We start from the raw sequence: 18,038 nt of genomic DNA on the forward strand, positions 1-18,038 counted from the left end.
TCGCCCCTGAGGCCCCGGGCCCGCCGGCCCCGCCCGGTCCCGGCCCCCGGTGCCGTCGCCCCTACGCCTCGGCGTCCTTGGTCAGCCTGGTGATGCCCGCGATGCGGTACGCGTCCGCCTCGTCCAGCGTCTCGTTCTCCAGCAGCGCCCGGGCGAGGGCGTCCAACTGGCCCCGGTGGTCGCGGAGTTTGCGGCAGGCCTCCTCGTAGCACTCGTCGACGACGCGTCGCATCTCGTCGTCGATGGAGTCGAGGGTCCGCGGCGCGGCGGAGAGCCCGTAGGCCTGCTGGGCGTCTCCGGGCAGGGCCGACATGCGGCCGACGCGCTCGCTCATGCCCCAGCGGCCGACCATGCCGCGCACGATGCCGGTGACCTGTTCCAGGTCGTTCTCGGAACCGGTCGTGATCATGTCGTAGACGACGTGCTCGGCGGCCATGCCGCCGAGCGCGCCGATGACCCGGCCGCGCAGGTACTCCTCCGTGTACGCGTACCGGTCGGCGTCCGGCGTCGACAGGGTCACGCCGAGGGCGCGGCCGCGCGGCACGATGGTGATCTTGCGGACCGGGTCGGCGCCGGGCTGGAGCATCCCCAGCAGGGCGTGCCCGCTCTCGTGGTACGCCGTCCTGCGCCGCTCCTCCTCGGGCATCACCAGGGAGCGTTCCGCGCCGAGCTGCACCTTCTCCAGCGCCTCCGACAGGTCGCTGCGGGTCACCTGGTCCTGCCCGCGCCTGACGGCGAGCAGCGCCGCCTCGTTGGCGAGGTTGGCCAGCTCGGCGCCGGTCATGCCCGGGGTCGTACGGGCCACCTGGGCGAGGTCGACGTCCCGGGCGAGCGGGATCTCCCGGGTGTGGATCGCCAGGATCGCCTCCCGGCCGCCGCGGTCGGGGGGCGAGACGTTGACGATCCGGTCGAAGCGGCCCGGCCGGGTGAGGGCCGGGTCCAGGATGTCGGCGCGGTTGGTGGCGGCGAGGACGATCACGCCCTCGGAGCCGGAGAAGCCGTCCATCTCGGTCAGGATCTGGTTGAGGGTCTGCTCGCGCTCGTCGTGGCCGCCCATGGCCGAGCCGCCGCCGCGGGCCCGCCCGATGGTGTCGATCTCGTCGATGAAGATGATCGACGGGGCCACTTTGCGGGCCTCCGCGAACAGCTCCCGCACCCGGGAGGCGCCGACGCCCACGATCATCTCGATGAACTCGGACGCCGACGCGGAGAAGAACGGCACGCCCGCCTCCCCGGCCACCGCCCGCGCCAGCAGCGTCTTGCCGGTGCCGGGCGGGCCGGCGAGCAGCACACCGCGGGGCATCTTGGCGCCCATCCTGCGGTAGGCGTCGGGGTTCTTCAGGAAGTCGACGACATCGCTCAGCTCGCCCGCGACCTCGTCGATGCCGGCCACGTCGGCGAAGGTCGTCCGTTCCTGCCCCGGCTCCAGCTCGACCGGCCGGGGCGGCGCCTTGCGGCCCAGCATCCCGCCCGCCCCGCCGAAGCCCGAGCGCATCCGTCGGGCGATGAACACCCACACGGCGACGAGCAGCACCATCGGGGCGAGCGCGATCAGCAGATTGGCCAGAAGGCTGCGCTGGCGGACGACGGGCTCGGCGGTGACGGTGACGTCGTTCTCGGTCAGGTGCTCCCAGAGCCGGTCGTCGGCGAAGGTCGGCCGCTCGGTGCGGAACTTGGTGTACGTGCCGTCGCCCTGCGGTTTGTCCCGCTCCTTCCTGAGCTGCCCCTGGATCGCGTCGCCCTTGGCGTAGATCTTGCTGACGTTGCCAGCGTCGACCTGCTTGCTGAACTCGGTGTAGGAGATCGTCGGCTCGTCGCCCTCGTTGTAGAACGACAGCACGAGCAGTGCGATCAGGAAGACGACCAGCGCGGCGAGGATCAGGCTCCACCAGCCGCCGCGCACCCGCCGTCCCCCCGACGGCGGCTTCGGCGGCTCCTCCGGGGCGCCCTCGGTGCGCCAGGGCTTGTCGGTCGACTTCCGTGGCGGCGCGGGGTTGGTCATATCGGGACGTTACGACACACCGCAGCCGTCAGCACCCGCGGGAACGCGAAGGGGTCACCCGTCCCGGCACGAGGGGGCACACGAAGGGGGCGCCCCTCGAGGAGGGGCGCCCCCTTCGTCGTACGGCCGTGATCAGCCCATGAACTTCTTGAACTCGTCGGGCAGCTCGAAGTCCTGGCCGGCCTGCTGGCCCGGCAGACCGAGGGCACCGCCCTGGGCGGCGGCGGCCCTGCGGGCGGCCTCCTCCTGCTCCTGCTGCCTGCGCTTCATCGGGTTGCCGGAGCGCTGCTTGCCCTTGGCCTTCTTGGGCTGCTTGCGGGCGCGGCCGGGACCGCCCATGCCCGGCATCCCCGGCATGCCCGGCATCCCGCCGCCCTGGGCCATGCGGGACATCATCTTGCGGGCCTCGAAGAACCGCTCGACCAGGCCCTTCACGGCGCTGACCTCGACACCGGAACCCTTGGCGATACGGGCGCGGCGCGAGCCGTTGATGATCGTCGGGTCCTGGCGCTCGCCGGGGGTCATGGACTTGATGATCGCGGCCGTGCGGTCGACGTCGCGCTCGTCGATGTTCTGGATCTGGTCCTTGATCTGGCCCATGCCCGGCAGCATGCCGAGCAGCTTGGAGATCGACCCCATCTTCCTGACCTGTTCCATCTGGGACAGGAAGTCGTCCAGGGTGAAGTCCTGGCCCTTCTTGGACGCCAGCTTGGAGGCCATCTTCTCGGCCTCTTCCTGACTGAACGTCTTCTCCGCCTGCTCGATCAGGGTGAGCAGGTCACCCATGTCGAGGATGCGGGAGGCCATCCGGTCAGGGTGGAACGCGTCGAAGTCGTCGAGCTTCTCGCCGTTCGACGCGAACATGATCGGCTTGCCGGTGATCTGCCGGATCGACAGGGCGGCACCACCGCGGGCGTCGCCGTCGAGCTTGGAGAGCACCACGCCGTCGAAGCCGACACCGTCGCGGAAGGCCTCCGCGGTGTTGACGGCGTCCTGGCCGATCATCGCGTCGACGACGAAGAGGATCTCGTCGGGCGAGACCGCGTCGCGGATGTCCGCGGCCTGCTGCATCAGCTCGGCGTCGATGCCGAGCCGGCCTGCGGTGTCCACGATCACGATGTCGTGGACCTTGGACTTCGCGAAGTCGATGGAGTCCTTGGCGACCTGGACCGGGTCACCGACGCCGTTGCCCGGCTGCGGCGCGTAGACGGCCACGCCGGCCCGCTCGGCGACGACGCTGAGCTGGTTGACGGCGTTGGGGCGCTGGAGGTCGGCGGCGACGAGCAGCGGCGAGTGGCCCTGCTCCTTCAGCCAGCGGCCGAGCTTGCCCGCGAGGGTCGTCTTGCCCGCGCCCTGGAGACCGGCCAGCATGATCACGGTGGGCGGGTTCTTGGCGAAGCGCAGGCGCCGGGTCTCACCGCCGAGCACGTGGACGAGCTCGTCGTTGACGATCTTGAGAACCTGCTGGGCGGGGTTCAGCGCCTTGGAGACCTCGGCGCCGAGGGCCCTTTCCTTGACGTTCTTGATGAACGACCGGACGACCGGCAGGGCCACGTCGGCCTCGAGGAGGGCGATACGGATCTCGCGGGCCGTGGCGTCGATGTCCGCCTCGGACAACCTGCCTTTGCCGCGGAGGTTTTTGAAAGTCGCGCTGAGGCGGTCGGAGAGGGTATCGAACACGGTGGCGTCGGTCCTCGAAGTCGGGGGCGGAACTGGGCTGCCCTCCAGAGTATCCGGCCCGGCAGGCAAATCGTCCCCGCCCACCGCAGCGAGTGGACGGGGACGGATCCCCGCGCCGGCGGGGAGCAACCGAAGATCGTGACACGTTCGTCGTTCACGATCGGACCATCCCCGCACCAGCGGGGAGCACACCTGGTCAACGCACCGAACGGCCACGAGGTCACCCCCGCAGCATCTCCTCCAGCTTCCGTGCCAGGGAGACCGCCTCGTCGCCTGGGAGCGGGCTGCCGGAGCGGCCGGTGACGTAGAACGCGTCCACCGCGTTCGCGCCCAGCGTGCTGACGTGGGCGCTGCGCACCCGTACGCCCGCGTCCTCCAGCGCCCGCCCGATCCGGAACAGCAGGCCCGGCGCGTCCTGCGCGCGCACCTCGATCACGGTGGCCAGCCGGGAGGCCGCCGGGGCGACGGTCACGCGCGGCGGGGGCGCGACCACGCCCCGGCGCCGGGGGTAGGCCGCGTCGCGTTCCGCGAGCCGGCCCGCGACGTCCAGGGAGCCGTCCAGGGCGCGCACCAGGTCGGCGCGGAGCCGGGCGGCCTGGGGCAGTGAGCCGTACTCCGCGGCGACCCGCCAGTTCAGCAGCAGGACGGAGCCCTCGACGCCGGACGGCAGCTCCAGCGCCCGCAGCTCCGCCGTGCGCACGGTCAGCCGGTGCATGGCGAGCACACCGGCCGCCGCGGGCAGCACGCCCGGCTGGTCGGGTACGGCGATGAGCAGTTCCACGCCGAGCGGCTCGGGATCGCCGGCCGGCCGGTCCGCGAGGTCGGCCGCGGGTTCGGTCTGGGCGCGCAGCGACAGGACGGGGCCGCCGGTGGCGACCGTCTCGATGGCGAGCCGTTCCTGTTCGGCGGTGGCCGCGGCGGCCTCGGGCTCCTCGGGGGCGTCCCCGGCGAGCACCGCCGAGACGCGTTTGACCAGGTCGGCCACGAGCGAACCCCGCCAGGCGGACCAGGCGGCCGGGCCGGTGGCCAGTGCGTCGGCCTCGGTCAGCGCGTGCAGCAGTTCCAGGGTGCCCTGGGAGCCGACCGCCTCGGCGACCGAACGGACGGTGGCGGGGTCCTCCAGGTCACGGCGGGTGGCCGTCTCGACGAGCAGCAGGTGGTGGCGCACGAGGGTGGACAGGACGGCCACGTCGGTGCGGTCGAAGCCGATGCGGGCGGCCACGTCCTTGACGATGATCTCGCCGGCCACGGAGTGGTCGCCGGGCCAGCCCTTGCCGATGTCGTGCAGCAGGGCGGCGACCAGCAGCAGGTCGGGGCGGCTGACGCGACGGGTGAACCCGGAGGCGCGCACGGCGGTCTCGATGAGGTGGCGGTCGACGGTCCAGATGTGCACGGCGTTGCGCTGGGGGCGGCAGCGCACCCGCTCCCAGTCGGGCAGCAGCCGGGTGATCAGCCCCTCGGCCTCCAGCGCCTCCCAGACCTCGACGGTGGGCTGTCCCGAGCCGAGCAGGGTGACGAGCTGCTCGCGGGCCTCGGCGGGCCAGGGGGTGGGCAGGGGACGCACGGTGGCCGCGAGGCGCCGTACGGCGTGCAGGGAGAGGGGGAGGCCGGCCTGGGCGGCGGCGGCCGCGGCGCGCAGGGGCAGCACGGGGTCGCGTTCGGGGCGCGCGGCGCGGGCGAGCACCACCTCGCCGTCCTGTTCCACGACCCCTTCGGCCAGCGGGGAGCGCTCGGTGACGGGCTTGCCGCCCAGGATGGCGCGCAGCCGGGGCCGCGTCGAGCGTGATCTGAGCACGCGCCCCACCTCGCGCCAGGTGACGTCGCCGGCGTACGAGATGACGCGCGCGGCCTCGTACACCTGGCGCAGCAGGGTGTCGGCGTCGAGGAGGCCGAGTCCGGCGGCGACCTGGTCCTGTTCCTGCAGGGCCAGCCGGTCGGTGGCGCGGCCGGTCGCCAGGTGCAGGGCGTCGCGGACGTCGAGGAGCCGGCGCCGGGCGTCGTCGAGGCCCTCGCGGGGCGCGTCGGCGAGCCAGGAGGCGGCGACGGCGCGCAGGGCGGTGGCGTCGCGCAGGCCGCCGCGGGCCTCCTTGAGGTCGGGTTCGAGGAGGTACTGCAGCTCGCCCTGGCGTTCGGCGCGCTCGGCGCACAGTTCCCGGAGTTCGGGCAGCCGCTTGGACGCCTGGTTGCGCCAGTCGGCCAGTACGGCCGTCCGCAGTCCCGCCGTCAGTCCCGGGTCGCCCGCGAGGTGGCGGGCGTCGAGCAGGCCGAGCTGGACCTTGAGGTCCTCGCCGGCGGTGCCGCGGGCCTCGGCCGGGGTGCGGACGGAGTGGTCGAGGGCGAGGCCGAGGTCCCAGACCGGGTACCAGAGGCGGTCGGCGAGGGCGGCGACGGCCGGTGCGTCGGTGCCGTCGTGCAGCAGGAGGAGGTCGAGGTCGCTGCGCGGGGACAGTTCGCCGCGGCCGTAGCCGCCGACGGCGACCAGGGAGACGCCCCGCGGGTTCTCGCCGGCGGCGGTGAACAGGCCCGCCAGCCAGTCGTCGGTCAGTCCGGAGAGGGCGGAACGGCGCGACGGCCCGGACCGCACCCCCTCGGTGAGGAGGTGCAGCCGGGCCGCCGCGTAGCCGCTGGGTCCCGAGTCCTCTGCATCCTTGCGCACGTCCGTACTCGTCACCCAGTGACTCCTGTTCCGTTCCTCTGTCAGAGCGCGTCCGGGCCGCGCTCGCCGGTGCGGACCCGCACGGCGGTCTCGACCGGGAGGGACCAGACCTTGCCGTCACCGATCTTGCCGGTGCGGGCCGCCTTGACGACGACGTCGATCAGCTGTTCCGCGTCGTCGTCCTCGACCAGCACCTCGATGCGGATCTTGGGGACGAGGTCGACGGTGTACTCGGCACCGCGGTAGACCTCGGTGTGTCCCCGCTGACGACCGTAGCCGCTGGCCTCGGTGACCGTGAGGCCGTGGACGCCGAAGGCCTGGAGGGCCTCCTTGATCTCGTCGAGCCGGTGCGGCTTCACGACGGCGGTGATGAGCTTCATGCGTCCACCTTCTTGCTGGCGCTGGCAGTGTCGGCCACCGGGCCCGTGACGTTGGTCCGGGCGGCACCGCCGCCCGCACCGCTGAAGTCGTACGCGGTCTCGGCGTGCTCGGCCTGGTCGATGCCGGCCACCTCGTCGTCCTCGGGGACCCGCATGCCGATCGTCCTGTCGAGCAGGAAGGCGAGGACCGCGGAGACCACCAGCGAGTAGCCGAGGACCGCGAAGACGCCGGCGCACTGCTTCCAGAACTGGTCGAGGCCACCGCCGTAGAAGAGGCCCTGGACATCGGACTGGCCCTTGCCGCTGGCGAAGAAGCCGACGAGCAGGGAGCCGACGACTCCGCCGACCAGGTGAACGCCGACCACGTCGAGCGAGTCGTCGTAGCCGAACCTGTACTTCAGGCCGACGGCCATGGCGCACAGCACACCGGCGACGGCGCCGACGGCGATCGCGCCGAGCGGGGAGACCGCACCGCCGGAGGGCGTGATGGCGACCAGGCCGGCGACGGCGCCGGAGGCGGCGCCCAGTGTGGTGAACGCGCCGTGGCGGATCTTCTCGTAGATCAGCCAGGCCAGCATGGCGGCGGCGGTGGCGACCTGCGTGTTGACGAACATCAGCGCGCCGACGCCGTCGTCGTTGCCGAGCCACGAGCCGGCGTTGAAGCCGAACCAGCCGAACCACAGCAGGCCGGCGCCGAGCATGACCAGCGGGAGGCTGTGCGGGCGCATCGGGTCCTTCTTGAAGCCGACGCGCTTGCCGATGACCAGGATCACGCCGAGGGCCGCGGCACCGGCGTTGATGTGCACGGCCGTACCGCCGGCGAAGTCGATGACGCCGAGCTCGAAGGCCCAGCCGCCGGCGCCCCACACCCAGTGGGCGACCGGGAAGTACACGACCGTGGCCCACAGGGTGATGAACAGCGCCCAGGCGCTGAACTTCACGCGGTCCGCGAGCGCTCCGCTTATCAGGGCGGGCGTGAGGACGGCGAACATCAGCTGGAAGACCAGGAAGACGAAGACGGGGATGGTGTAGCCGTCCCACAGCTCCGTCAGGCCGATGTCGCTGAGGCCCACCCAGTCGGAGTTCCAGCCGATGACCGAGCCGGAGTCGGTGCCGAAGGCGAGGGAGAAGCCGTAGAGCACCCACAGGATCGTGACGATCCCCAGGCTGATGAAGCTCATCATCAGCATGTTCAGGGTGCTCTTGACGCGGACCATGCCTCCGTAGAAGAAGGCCAGGCCCGGGGTCATGAGCATCACCAGGGCGGAACAGATGAGCATGAAGCCTGTGTTCGCGGACGACAGTGTGGGTGCGTCCGCCGCAAGCGTGATGGCTGGAGCCATCGGCGTCTCCTCGTCGTTGGTACGGCCCCGTGCGGGCGAAGCCAGAGCGGGATTGAGGGGTGGGCCGGTTATGCGCCATGAGATTCGCGCAGCGCCGTTTCGGTGGACGCCCCTCGTTGTTTCGCCGCCGTGACGAAGGCACCGCGCGCGTTACGCCTCGATGAACTGGCCGATGCGCCCCGAACGGATCGTTGTCGTGGCGCAACCTTCTCCGGAGCGACGCGAACCGGCCGCGGTCGGCCTTCCGGTGACCTGGCATGGGGGGAGCCGAGTCGGGCGGTTCGGGAAGGCCGGCCGCGGCCGGGGTCCAGGGGTTTCGCCGGGTCTCAGACCGCCTCCGCGGCCTCCGGGAGCTCCACGGCGAGCCGGTCGGTGAGATCGACGACCTCGGTGAGGTCTCCGAAGTCGCGGACGGCCGTGTCGACGGTCTTTCGGATACGAGTGTCGACCCGCTCGGAGCGCACCTTTTTCGCCGCCCTCATGGCCTGTTCGGCGAGCACGGCGCTCCGCTCGGGTTCCCTGCGCAGCAGGTGCACGGTGGCCAGGCCGATGAGGTTGAGCGCGTAGGACCGCTGGTGCTCGTCGTCCTTCGCGAAGAGGTCCACGGCCTTCTGCATCAGCGGCTCGGCCAGCGAGGCGTACGCGGGGCTGCGGCCGGCCACGTAGGCCAGGTCGCGGTAGGAGTGGGAGTTCTCGCCGTGCAGCTCGGCCTCGGAGAAGAACCGGATCCAGTCGGGGTCGGGCTCGTCCCAGTCCTCGGCGTCGGCGAAGGTGTCCTCGGCCATCCTGACGGCGCGCTTGCATCGGCCGGGCTGGCCCATGTTGGCGTAGGCGCGGGCCTCCATCGCATACAGCATCGACTGGGTGCGCGGGCTCGCGCAGTCCCGGCTGCCGTACTGCGCGAGGTGGATCAGCTCCAGGGCGTCCTCGGGCCGTCCGAGGTGGATCATCTGCCGGCTCATGCTGGACAGCACGTACGAGCCGAGGGGCCGGTCGCCGGCCTCCTTGGCGGCGTGCAGCGCGAGGACGAAGTACTTCTGTGCGGTGGGCTGGAGCCCCACGTCGTACGACATCCACCCGGCCAGTTCGGCCAGTTCGGCGGCGACCTTGAAGAGCTTCCTGCCGGTGGCCTGGGGCTGCGGTTCCTGGAGGAGTTCCGTCACCTCGTGGAGCTGGCCGACGACCGCTTTGCGGCGCAGTCCGCCGCCGCACTGGGCGTCCCACTGGCGGAACATGGCGGTGGTGGACTCCAGCAGCTCCAGTTCGGGCCGGGAGAGCCGGCCGCGGGCGCGGCTGGTCGGGAGGGAGCCGGTGTCCTCGTGCGCGGCGGGCGGGGAGGGGACGAGCCAGCGCTGCATGGGCTCGATGAGGGTGGGGCCCGCGGACAGGGTGAGCGAGGAGCCGAGGAAGCCGCGCCGCGCCAGCATCAGGTCGCTGCGCGAGAACTCGCTGAGCAGGGCCACGGTCTGCGGGCCCGTCCAGGGCAGGTCGACGCCGGTGGCGGAGGGCGCCTGGCGCGTGGTGCGCAGACCGAGGTCCTCGACGGAGACGACGCAGCCGAACCGCTCGGAGAAGAGGTCGGACAGGATGCGGGGGATCGGCTCGCGGGGGTTCTCCCCGTCGATCCAGCGACGCACGCGCGAGGTGTCGGTGGAGATGTGGTTGGCGCCCAACTGGCGTGCCCTGCGGTTGACTTGACGGGCGAGCTCGCCCTTCGACCAGCCGCTGCGCACGAACCAGGAAGTGAGCAGGCCGTTCGGGCGCTTGTCCGCGTGCACGGCGCTCCCCGCGCCCGTCCCGCCTTCGCCGTTGCCGCTCACTGGAACGCCCCCATCCCTGAGACCACTTGTCGCTCTGATGCGCCAAGCCTTATCAGAATGCCCGTAAACAGGGCCCGACGTCCGGCGGTTCTCACCCTTCGAACGGAGGGCCGGCTTGCCTCCGGCATACCCGTGACGGCATGTGCCCCTGGCCCTCGCGCACTCACCGTAGTCTCACGATCACGCCTCCGGCCACGGCGGTCCCGGAAACGCCACCATTCGCCACCCCTACGAATGAACTCACGGTGGCGTACAGGCGATTCACTTGACAGAGGACGGCCGAGGCGGGCGGAACGGTGCACTCAGGGGCGCGAGCCACCCTTCACACCACCCCGAACACTTCCGGGCGCCGTCTCGGAACAGGCGGCAGCAGGAAGGCGTCGGCACGCAGAGTCACGCGATGCGTCCGCTGCGTAACCATCGGTGTGTCGGACCCGTTGGAGGGGGCATGGGCTTCACGATCGGCGGCATCCGCGAGATCCGCTCCGGTACGCGCAGGCGCGGTCGCTCGTCCGAGTGCACCGCGGTCGCCGAGTTCACCGGGCTGTGGGGCTGGGACGTGGTGCCGGGCGCACGCGCCGCGGCCGGCGTCTGCTCCTGCGGCCGCGGTGACTGCCGTCGGCCCGGCGCGCACCCCCTGGACTTCGCGCCCGAGGTACCGGCCGGCGCCACCCTCGACGACGTGACGAGGACCTGGGCGGACTTCCCCGGCGCCGCCGTGATGCTCCCGGTCGGCCGCGCCTTCGACGTGATCGAGGTGGCCGAGCCCGCCGGGCGCCGCGCGCTGGCCCGCCTGGAACGCATGGGCCTCCCGCTCGGGCCGGTGACCGCCACCCCCGAGGGCCGCGCCCAGTTCCTGGTCGCCCCCGGCGCCGCCGCCGACCTGCCCGGCCTGCTCTACCGGATGGGCTGGGACGACCCGTCCTCCCTCGACCTGCGCGGCCTCGGTCCGGGTACGTACATCACCGCGCCGCCCTCCGACCGCGGCGGCCTCGGCCCGGCGCGCTGGCTGCGCCCACCGGCGCTGGACTCGGCGACCAGGCTCCCGGCGGCCCGGCTCCTGCTGGGCACGCTGGCGTACGTGGCGCACCGGTCACGCGCGTAGCCCCGGCCCGGCGGCGCGGTGCGGCCGGGCGGCACCGCCCCGGTCGTGACCGGGCTCACGGTGTACACAGCGAAGCGCCCGTCCCCCGACTGCACCTCGGGGGGCGGGCGCTTCTTCGTGACCGGTCACCGCGTCGGGTCCCCGGTCACCCTCCGACGAGAGCGTCGACGAACGCCTCCGGCTCGAACGGCGCCAGGTCGTCCGCGCCCTCGCCGAGCCCGATGAGCTTGACCGGCACGCCCAGCTCGCGCTGGACGGCGATCACGATGCCGCCCTTGGCCGTGCCGTCGAGCTTGGTCAGCACGATGCCGGTGATGTCGACGACCTCGGCGAACACGCGGGCCTGCACGAGGCCGTTCTGCCCGGTCGTGGCATCGAGGACGAGGAGCACCTCGTCGAGCGGGGCGTGCTTCTCCACGACCCGCTTGACCTTGCCCAGCTCGTCCATGAGGCCGGTCTTGGTGTGCAGCCGGCCGGCGGTGTCGATGAGGACCACGTCGACCCCCGTCTCCTTGCCCTCCTTGACCGCATCGAAGGCGACGGAGGCGGGGTCGCCGGCTTCGGGACCGCGCACGGTGTGGGCACCGACGCGCTCGCCCCAGGTCTGGAGCTGGTCGGCGGCGGCGGCCCGGAAGGTGTCGGCGGCGCCCAGGACGACCGTACGGCCGTCGGCGACGAGCACGCGCGCGAGCTTGCCGGTGGTGGTGGTCTTGCCGGTGCCGTTGACGCCGACGACCATCACGATGCCGGGCTTGCGGCCCTCGGGCTCGGTCCGCACCGTGCGGTCGATCTCGGTGCCGATCAGCTTGAGCAGTTCGTCGCGCAGCAGGCCGCGCAGTTCGTCGGGCGTGCGGGTGCCGAGCACCTTCACCCGCTCGCGCAGTCGTTCGACCAGCTCCTGGGTGGGCATGACGCCGACGTCGGCGGTGAGGAGGGTGTCCTCGATCTCCTCCCAGGTGTCCTCGTCGAGGTGCTCGCGCGAGAGCAGCGTGAGCAGGCCCTGGCCGAGGGCGTTCTGGGAGCGGGAGAGACGGGCGCGGAGGCGGACCAGCCGCCCCGCGGTGGGCTCCGGGATCTCGATCCGGGGAGCCTCGACAACGGGAGGCTCCTCGACGGTGGTGGGAGTGCCGCCGCCGAGGTCCACCTCCTCGATCGTGCGGCGCGGTTCTTCGCGCGGCGTCTCGGCCTCGTCGCCGACGTGCGGCTCGGCCGGAGGCGCCGTGATGTCGGGCGCGGCCGGGGGCGGCGGCGGCAGCGGCTTCTTCCGCCGGCTGCCGACGATGAGCCCGCCGAGCGCGACGAGCACGACCACGGCGATGACTACAGCAAGGATGACGGTTTCCATAACGCGTCCAGTATGGCGTGACCTTGCGCGGGACGTCCGTCGTCCACGCGGGGGTCCGTGCCCCGCCGGGCCGGGCCGGCCGCCCGCCCGGCTTCCGCCGGCCGGGAGGGCCGCCGGGGGGCGACGACGGCGCCGGTGTGCGCCGGCGCGGCGGCGGCCCGGCCGGTCCCGTACGCGCCGGCGGTCGGCGCGCACCCGGAGGAGGGCGCCACGGCCTGCGGCTGTCCCGCGAGAAGGACGTGCCGCCCCGGCTCACGGTGTGAGCCGGGGCGGCACGTCCTACGAGTGTCGAGGAGAAGGGCAGCGGGGACTTGGCCCGTCTCCTCGAGTCCAGGGGCCTCGGTGCGAGGCTCAGCCCATCTCCTCCAGCGCCTTGCCCTTCGTCTCCTTGACGTACTTGAGGACGAACGGGATGGAGAGAGCGGCGAAGACCGTGTAGATCACGTAGGTCGCGGAGAGGTTCCAGTCGGCCAGGGACGGGAAGCTGGCGGTGATGGCCCAGTTGGCGATCCACTGGGCGGCGGCGGCCACACCGAGCGCGGCGGCGCGGAGCTTGTTCGGGAACATCTCGCCGAGGAAGACCCACACGACCACACCCCACGACAGGGCGAAGAAGAGGACGAAGATGTGGGCGGCGATCAGGGCGACCCAGCCCTGGGTGGCGGGCAGCTTGCCGTCGACCAGGTCGAAGGAGAACGCCCAGGCCTCCAGGGCCAGGCCGATCACCATGCCGACGGAGCCGATCAGGGCGAGCGGCTTGCGGCCGACGCGGTCCACGAAGATCATCGCGATCACGGTGCCGAGGATGTTGATGATCGACGTCGTGAAGGAGTAGAAGAACGAGTCCGTCGGGTCGACGCCGACCGACTGCCACAGCGTCGAGGAGTAGTAGAACGCGACGTTGATGCCGACGAACTGCTGGAAGACCGACAGGCCGATGCCGATCCAGACGATCGGCTTGAAGAAGAAGGATCCGCCGAGCAGGTCCTTGAAGCTGGACTTGTGCTCGCTGTTCATGGCGTGCTCGATCTCGGTGATCCGGGCGTCGAAGTCGACGTCCTTGCCCTCGACCTCCATGAGGATCTCGCGGGCCCGCTCGCGCTTACCAACGGAGATCAAGAAGCGCGGGGACTCGGGGATCGCGAAGGAGAGCAGGCCGTACAGGACGGCCGGGACCACCATGACGCCGAGCATGACCTGCCAGGCCTCGAGACCCATGATCTCGCCGCGCTGGTCGCCGCCGGCGGCGTTGAGCAGACCCCAGTTGACCAGCTGCGACACGGCGATGCCGATGACGATCGCGGCCTGCTGGAAGGAGCCGAGGCGGCCGCGGTAGGCGGGCGGGGCGACCTCGGCGATGTAGGCCGGGCCGATGACCGAGGCCATGCCGATGGCGAAGCCGCCGACGACCCGCCAGAAGGCGAGGTCCCACAGCGAGAAGGGCAGCGCCGAGCCGACGGCGCTGACGGTGAACAGCGCGGCGGATATCTGCATGCAGCGGATACGGCCGATGCGGTCGGCCATGCGGCCGGCGGTCGCGGCGCCGATGGCACAGCCGATCAGGGCGATGGCGATGACCTGGGCCAGGGCCGCGGAGCCGACGTCGTAGCGGTCCCGGACGGCTTCCACGGCACCGTTGATGACGGAGCTGTCGTAGCCGAAGAGGAAGCCGCCCATCGCGGCCGCCGCGGCGATGAAGATGACGTGCCCGAGATGATCGGGGTGAGCCGTCCTGGCTCCTGGCTGAGGTGCCTGCGCTGTGCTGGTCACGTGTTCTCCTCGGGCCACCCGGCAGCGCTGCCGGGCGTGGGGGGGCGAGCCGTTTCAGGTGAGGGTTCCCGTGGTAAGCGAATCGACACCACTGACACCTGAAGGTAAAAGCAACGTTGCAGAGACTATGCCTTCAAGTTTCGAAGTCAATACTTCGACAGAGGTGAGCTTCCCCCCAGGTCGCACGGGGATTACGTTCACTTCTTGAAGGCTTGAAAAGATGCTGGTCACACTAGATGTAGGCCGCAGGTTGATTCAGCGGAGGCGCTGCGAGATGACCTTCGACACACCGTCACCCTGCATGGACACGCCATAGAGCGCGTCGGCGACCTCCATCGTGCGCTTCTGGTGCGTGATCACGATCAGCTGCGAGGACTCCTGGAGCTCCTCCATGATCCGGATCAGCCGCTGGAGGTTGGTGTCGTCGAGGGCGGCCTCGACCTCGTCCATGACGTAGAAGGGACTGGGCCGGGCCTTGAAGATCGACACGAGCATCGCGACCGCGGTCAGCGACCGCTCGCCGCCCGAGAGCAGGCTGAGCCGCTTGACCTTCTTGCCGGGCGGCCGGGCCTCGACGTCCACGCCCGTGGTGAGCATGTTGTCGGGGTCGGTCAGGATCAGCCGTCCCTCACCGCCCGGGAACAGGCGGCCGAACACGCCCTCGAACTCACGGGCGGTGTCGTGGAACGCCTCGGTGAAGACCTGCTCGACGCGCTCGTCGACCTCCTTCACCACCTGAAGGAGGTCGGTGCGCGTCTTCTTCAGGTCCGCCAGCTGCTCGCTGAGGAACCGGTGGCGCTCCTCCAGCGCGGCGAACTCCTCCAGGGCGAGCGGATTGACCTTGCCGAGCTGCTGGTACGCGCGCTCGGCCGCCCTCAGCCGTTTCTCCTGCTCCGCCCGGACGAAGGGCCGGGGCCGGTTGCGCGGGTCCTCGGGGTCCTCCGGCAGTACCTCGCCCTCGGCGGGCGGCGAGGGCGGCACCGGCTGGTGGGGTCCGTACTCGCGGACCAGCCCCGCCGGCTCGACGCCCAGCTCCTCCAGCGCCTTCGTCTCCACCTGCTCGATCCGCAGCCGTTTCTCGGCGCCGAGCACCTCTCCCCGGTGGACCGAGTCCGTCAGCTTGTCGAGTTCCGCCTTGAGGTCGCGCCCGGCGGTCCGCGCGGCGGCCAGCTCCCGCTCGCGCCGCGCCTTGGCGGCGTCGGCGGCGCCCCGCTCCCGCTCGGCCCGGCCGAGCGACACCTCGACGTGCGCGAGCAACTGCCGCGCACCGGCTGCGACGGCCTCCGCGACGGCGGCCTCGTGCCGCAGCCTGGCCCGGCGCTGCTCGGCACGCGCGCGTGCCTCGCGTTCGGCCCGCGCGGCCCGGTCCAGCGAGTCCGCCCGCCCGGCGAGCCCCTTGACCCGCTCCTCGTGCGTGCGGACCTGCAGGCGCGCCTCCATCTCGGTCTGCCGCGCGTTCGCCCCGTCGGCGGCGAGCCGGTCCCGCGCGGAGGTGTCGGGCTCCTCCTCCACCGGCATCTCCTCGGCGACGGCCAGCCGCTCGGCCAGTTCCTCGGCCTCCCCCGCGGCCCGGTCGAGCGCGTCCTGCGCACGGGCGGCCGCGGCCTCGGACCTCTCGGCCTCCCCCGCGGCGCCGCGCGCCTGCCCGGCGAGCCGCCCGAGCTGCTGGGCGACGGCCGACTTCTCCCGGTCGGCGGCCCGCCGCCGCTCCCCCAGCTCCTCGACCAGCGCGGCGCACTCCCGGCGCCGCTCCCCCGCGGCCCGCTCCGCCCCGGCCAGCTCCTCGCACCGCACCGCCAGCTCCTCCAGCTCGGCGGCGGCCTCGTCGACGGAGGCCCGCACCTCCAGCAGACTGGGCGCCCCGGCGGAACCGCCCTGGGCGAAGTGCGCGCCGAGCAGGTCCCCCTCGGCGGTGACGGCGGTCAGTTCGGGCCGCGCGTGGACGAGATCCTCGGCGTCCTGCAACGTCCCGACGACCACCACGCCCCGCAGCAGCCGCCGTACGGCGGGCATCAGCTCGGCGGGGGCGCGGACCAGGTCGGCGGCGAAGGGGGCGCCGGGGTGCGCCACCGGGTCGGCACCGGGTTCCCGCGGCCCCTCGTGCCGGCCCGGCCCCGTACCCGCCGGCCCTCCGGCGGCGGCGCGCTCCGGGGCGGTGGCGGCCCCCGCGGACGGCCCCCGCGCCGCGCCCGTCAGCAGGAGTGCCGCCCGGCCCGCGTCCCGTTCGCGCAGGAGGCGGATGGCTTCGGCGGCGGCGGACGGGGTGGTGACGGCGAGGGCGTCCGCGGCGGTGCCGAGGGCCGCGGCGAGCGGGACCTCGTGTCCGGGGGCGACGGTGAGGAGTTCCGCCGCGGGGCCGAGCAGGCCGGTGAGACGGTCCTTCGCGTCCAGGAGCGCGCCCGTGCCGTCCTTGCGGCGCAGGCCCATGGCGAGGGCCTCGTGGCGGGCCTGGGTGGCGGCGCGCCTGCGTTCGGCCGCGGTGGCCGCCTCGCGGGCGGCGGTCGAGGCGTTCTCGGCCTCGGCGAGCCGCCGCCTGGCCTCGTCGTGCCGCTCGCCCAGTTCCTGATCGCCCGCCTCCAGCTCGTCGACCTCCGCCTTCAGGGCCTCGTACTCCTCCTGCGCGGTGACCGCCCGTTCCCGCGCCTCGTCGCGGGCGGCGGCCAGACGGTCGATCTCGGCCCGGGCGGAGGCCGCTCGGGAACGGGCGGCGCTGACCTGGCCGTGCAGCCGGGCGAGCCCCTCGCGGCGGTCGGCGATCGCGCGGGCGACTTCCTTCAGCCGCCGCTCCTCGGCCGCCAGCTCCCGCTCCAGATCGGCGCGGTGGGAGACGGTGTCGTCGAGGGCGTACCGGGCCGCTTCGAGAGCGGCCTCCAGCTCCGCCTCCTGCTCGCGGACGCGGGCTGCCTCGCGCTCCAGGTCCTCGGGGTCGCGGCCGCGCCGCTCCTCGTCCGGCGCGGAGGTGGCGCTCTTCACGCGGGCGTCGGCCAGCGAGACCGTGCCGCGGACGCGTTCGGCGAGCTGGGAGAGCTCGTACCAGGTCTGCTGGGCCCGCTGGAGCCGGGGCGCGAGCCGCCGGACCTCGTCCTCCAGGAGGGCCTCGCCCTGAAGGGCCTTGCGCAGCTCCCGCTCGGCGGTGTCCTTGCGTTCCTTCAGGGCGGCCTCGTCGGCGATCTCCACGGCGAGCGCCTCGCGCAGCCGTACGAGGTCGTCGGCGAGGAGGCGCAGGCGGGCGTCGCGCAGGTCGGCCTGGATGACGGCGGCGCGGCGGGCGACGGCGGCCTGCCGGCCGAGCGGCTTGAGCTGTCTGCGCAGTTCCTCCGTCAGGTCCTGCACGCGCGCGAGGTTGGCCTGCATCGCGTCCAGTTTCCGCAGCGCCTTCTCCTTGCGCTTACGGTGCTTGAGGACGCCGGCGGCCTCCTCGATGAAAGCGCGGCGCCCCATGGGGTCGGCGTGCAGCACGGAGTCGAGCCGGCCCTGGCCGACGATGACGTGCATCTCCCGGCCGATCCCGGAGTCGGACAGCAGGTCCTGGATGTCGAGGAGCCGGCAGGTGTCGCCGTTGATCTGGTACTCGCTGCCGCCGTTGCGGAACATGATCCGCGTGATGGTGACCTCGGCGTACTCGATGGGCAGGGCCCCGTCGGAGTTGTCGATGGTGAGGGACACCTCGGCGCGGCCCAGCGGGGGGCGGCCGGTGGTGCCGGCGAAGATGACGTCCTCCATCTTGCCGCCGCGCAGCGACTTGGCGCCCTGCTCGCCCATGACCCAGCTGAGCGCGTCCACGACGTTGGACTTGCCCGAGCCGTTGGGCCCGACGACACACGTGATGCCCGGCTCGAACCGGAGTGTGGTCGCAGAGGCGAACGACTTGAACCCTCGGAGGGTCAGGGCCTTGAGGTGCACGCCGCTGGACTTTACCGGCCGGCGATGTCTCACT

10 protein-coding genes are annotated in these 18,038 nt (G+C 72.5%); 1 reads left to right on the forward strand and 9 read right to left on the reverse strand.

Features of this window, described 5'->3' with window-relative positions; translation table 11 throughout:
- Positions 1 to 61: 61 nt before the first annotated feature.
- The 6 genes from ftsH to nsdA form a co-directional block, all read right to left on the reverse strand.
- Positions 62 to 2,002 carry an ATP-dependent zinc metalloprotease FtsH gene (gene ftsH, locus ACZ5FU_RS00620; RefSeq protein ID WP_451526290.1) on the reverse strand — a complete coding sequence of 647 codons (1,941 nt, stop codon included), beginning with the start codon at positions 2,000 to 2,002 and terminating at the stop codon, positions 62 to 64.
- Between the two features lie 132 nt (positions 2,003 to 2,134).
- Positions 2,135 to 3,682, reverse strand: a complete 1,548-nt coding sequence (ffh, locus tag ACZ5FU_RS00625; protein ID WP_451777345.1) for a signal recognition particle protein — start codon at positions 3,680 to 3,682, stop codon at positions 2,135 to 2,137.
- 220 nt (positions 3,683 to 3,902) lie between these two features.
- Positions 3,903 to 6,353: a [protein-PII] uridylyltransferase gene (locus tag ACZ5FU_RS00630; protein ID WP_469044040.1), complete on the reverse strand. Its 2,451-nt coding sequence runs from the start codon at positions 6,351 to 6,353 to the stop codon at positions 3,903 to 3,905.
- A 26-nt stretch (positions 6,354 to 6,379) separates the two neighbouring features.
- Positions 6,380 to 6,718 carry a P-II family nitrogen regulator gene (locus ACZ5FU_RS00635; protein WP_007493361.1) on the reverse strand — a complete coding sequence of 113 codons (339 nt, stop codon included), beginning with the start codon at positions 6,716 to 6,718 and terminating at the stop codon, positions 6,380 to 6,382.
- Positions 6,715 to 8,061 carry an ammonium transporter gene (locus ACZ5FU_RS00640; RefSeq protein WP_451526287.1) on the reverse strand — a complete coding sequence of 449 codons (1,347 nt, stop codon included), beginning with the start codon at positions 8,059 to 8,061 and terminating at the stop codon, positions 6,715 to 6,717. Before ACZ5FU_RS00640 ends, ACZ5FU_RS00635 begins: the two co-directional genes overlap by 4 nt.
- A gap of 326 nt (positions 8,062 to 8,387) precedes the next feature.
- Positions 8,388 to 9,881: a transcriptional repressor NsdA gene (gene nsdA / locus ACZ5FU_RS00645; RefSeq protein WP_451526286.1), complete on the reverse strand. Its 1,494-nt coding sequence runs from the start codon at positions 9,879 to 9,881 to the stop codon at positions 8,388 to 8,390.
- Positions 9,882 to 10,329: 448 nt separating this feature from the next.
- On the opposite strand from nsdA, the gene ACZ5FU_RS00650 reads away from it, so the two are divergent.
- Entirely contained in the window at positions 10,330 to 10,986 is a 657-nt protein-coding gene (locus ACZ5FU_RS00650) for a bifunctional DNA primase/polymerase (RefSeq protein WP_451526285.1), read from the forward strand.
- 145 nt (positions 10,987 to 11,131) lie between these two features.
- Here the strand turns inward: ACZ5FU_RS00650 and ftsY are convergent, their stop codons facing one another.
- From ftsY to ACZ5FU_RS00665, 3 genes are all read right to left on the reverse strand, one after another.
- Positions 11,132 to 12,331 (reverse strand): signal recognition particle-docking protein FtsY, encoded by a 1,200-nt coding sequence (gene ftsY / locus ACZ5FU_RS00655; RefSeq protein WP_451526284.1) that lies wholly within the window; start codon positions 12,329 to 12,331, stop codon positions 11,132 to 11,134.
- A 351-nt stretch (positions 12,332 to 12,682) separates the two neighbouring features.
- The gene (locus tag ACZ5FU_RS00660) at positions 12,683 to 14,101 is read right to left on the reverse strand and encodes a sugar porter family MFS transporter (protein ID WP_451777350.1); all 1,419 of its coding nucleotides are present in this window, start codon (positions 14,099 to 14,101) and stop codon (positions 12,683 to 12,685) included.
- A 255-nt stretch (positions 14,102 to 14,356) separates the two neighbouring features.
- Positions 14,357 to 18,004, reverse strand: coding sequence for an AAA family ATPase (locus tag ACZ5FU_RS00665; protein WP_469044042.1), 3,648 nt, complete (start codon positions 18,002 to 18,004; stop codon positions 14,357 to 14,359).
- Positions 18,005 to 18,038: the final 34 nt, after the last annotated feature.

Source organism: Streptomyces sp. NPDC031554 (assembly GCF_055580685.1).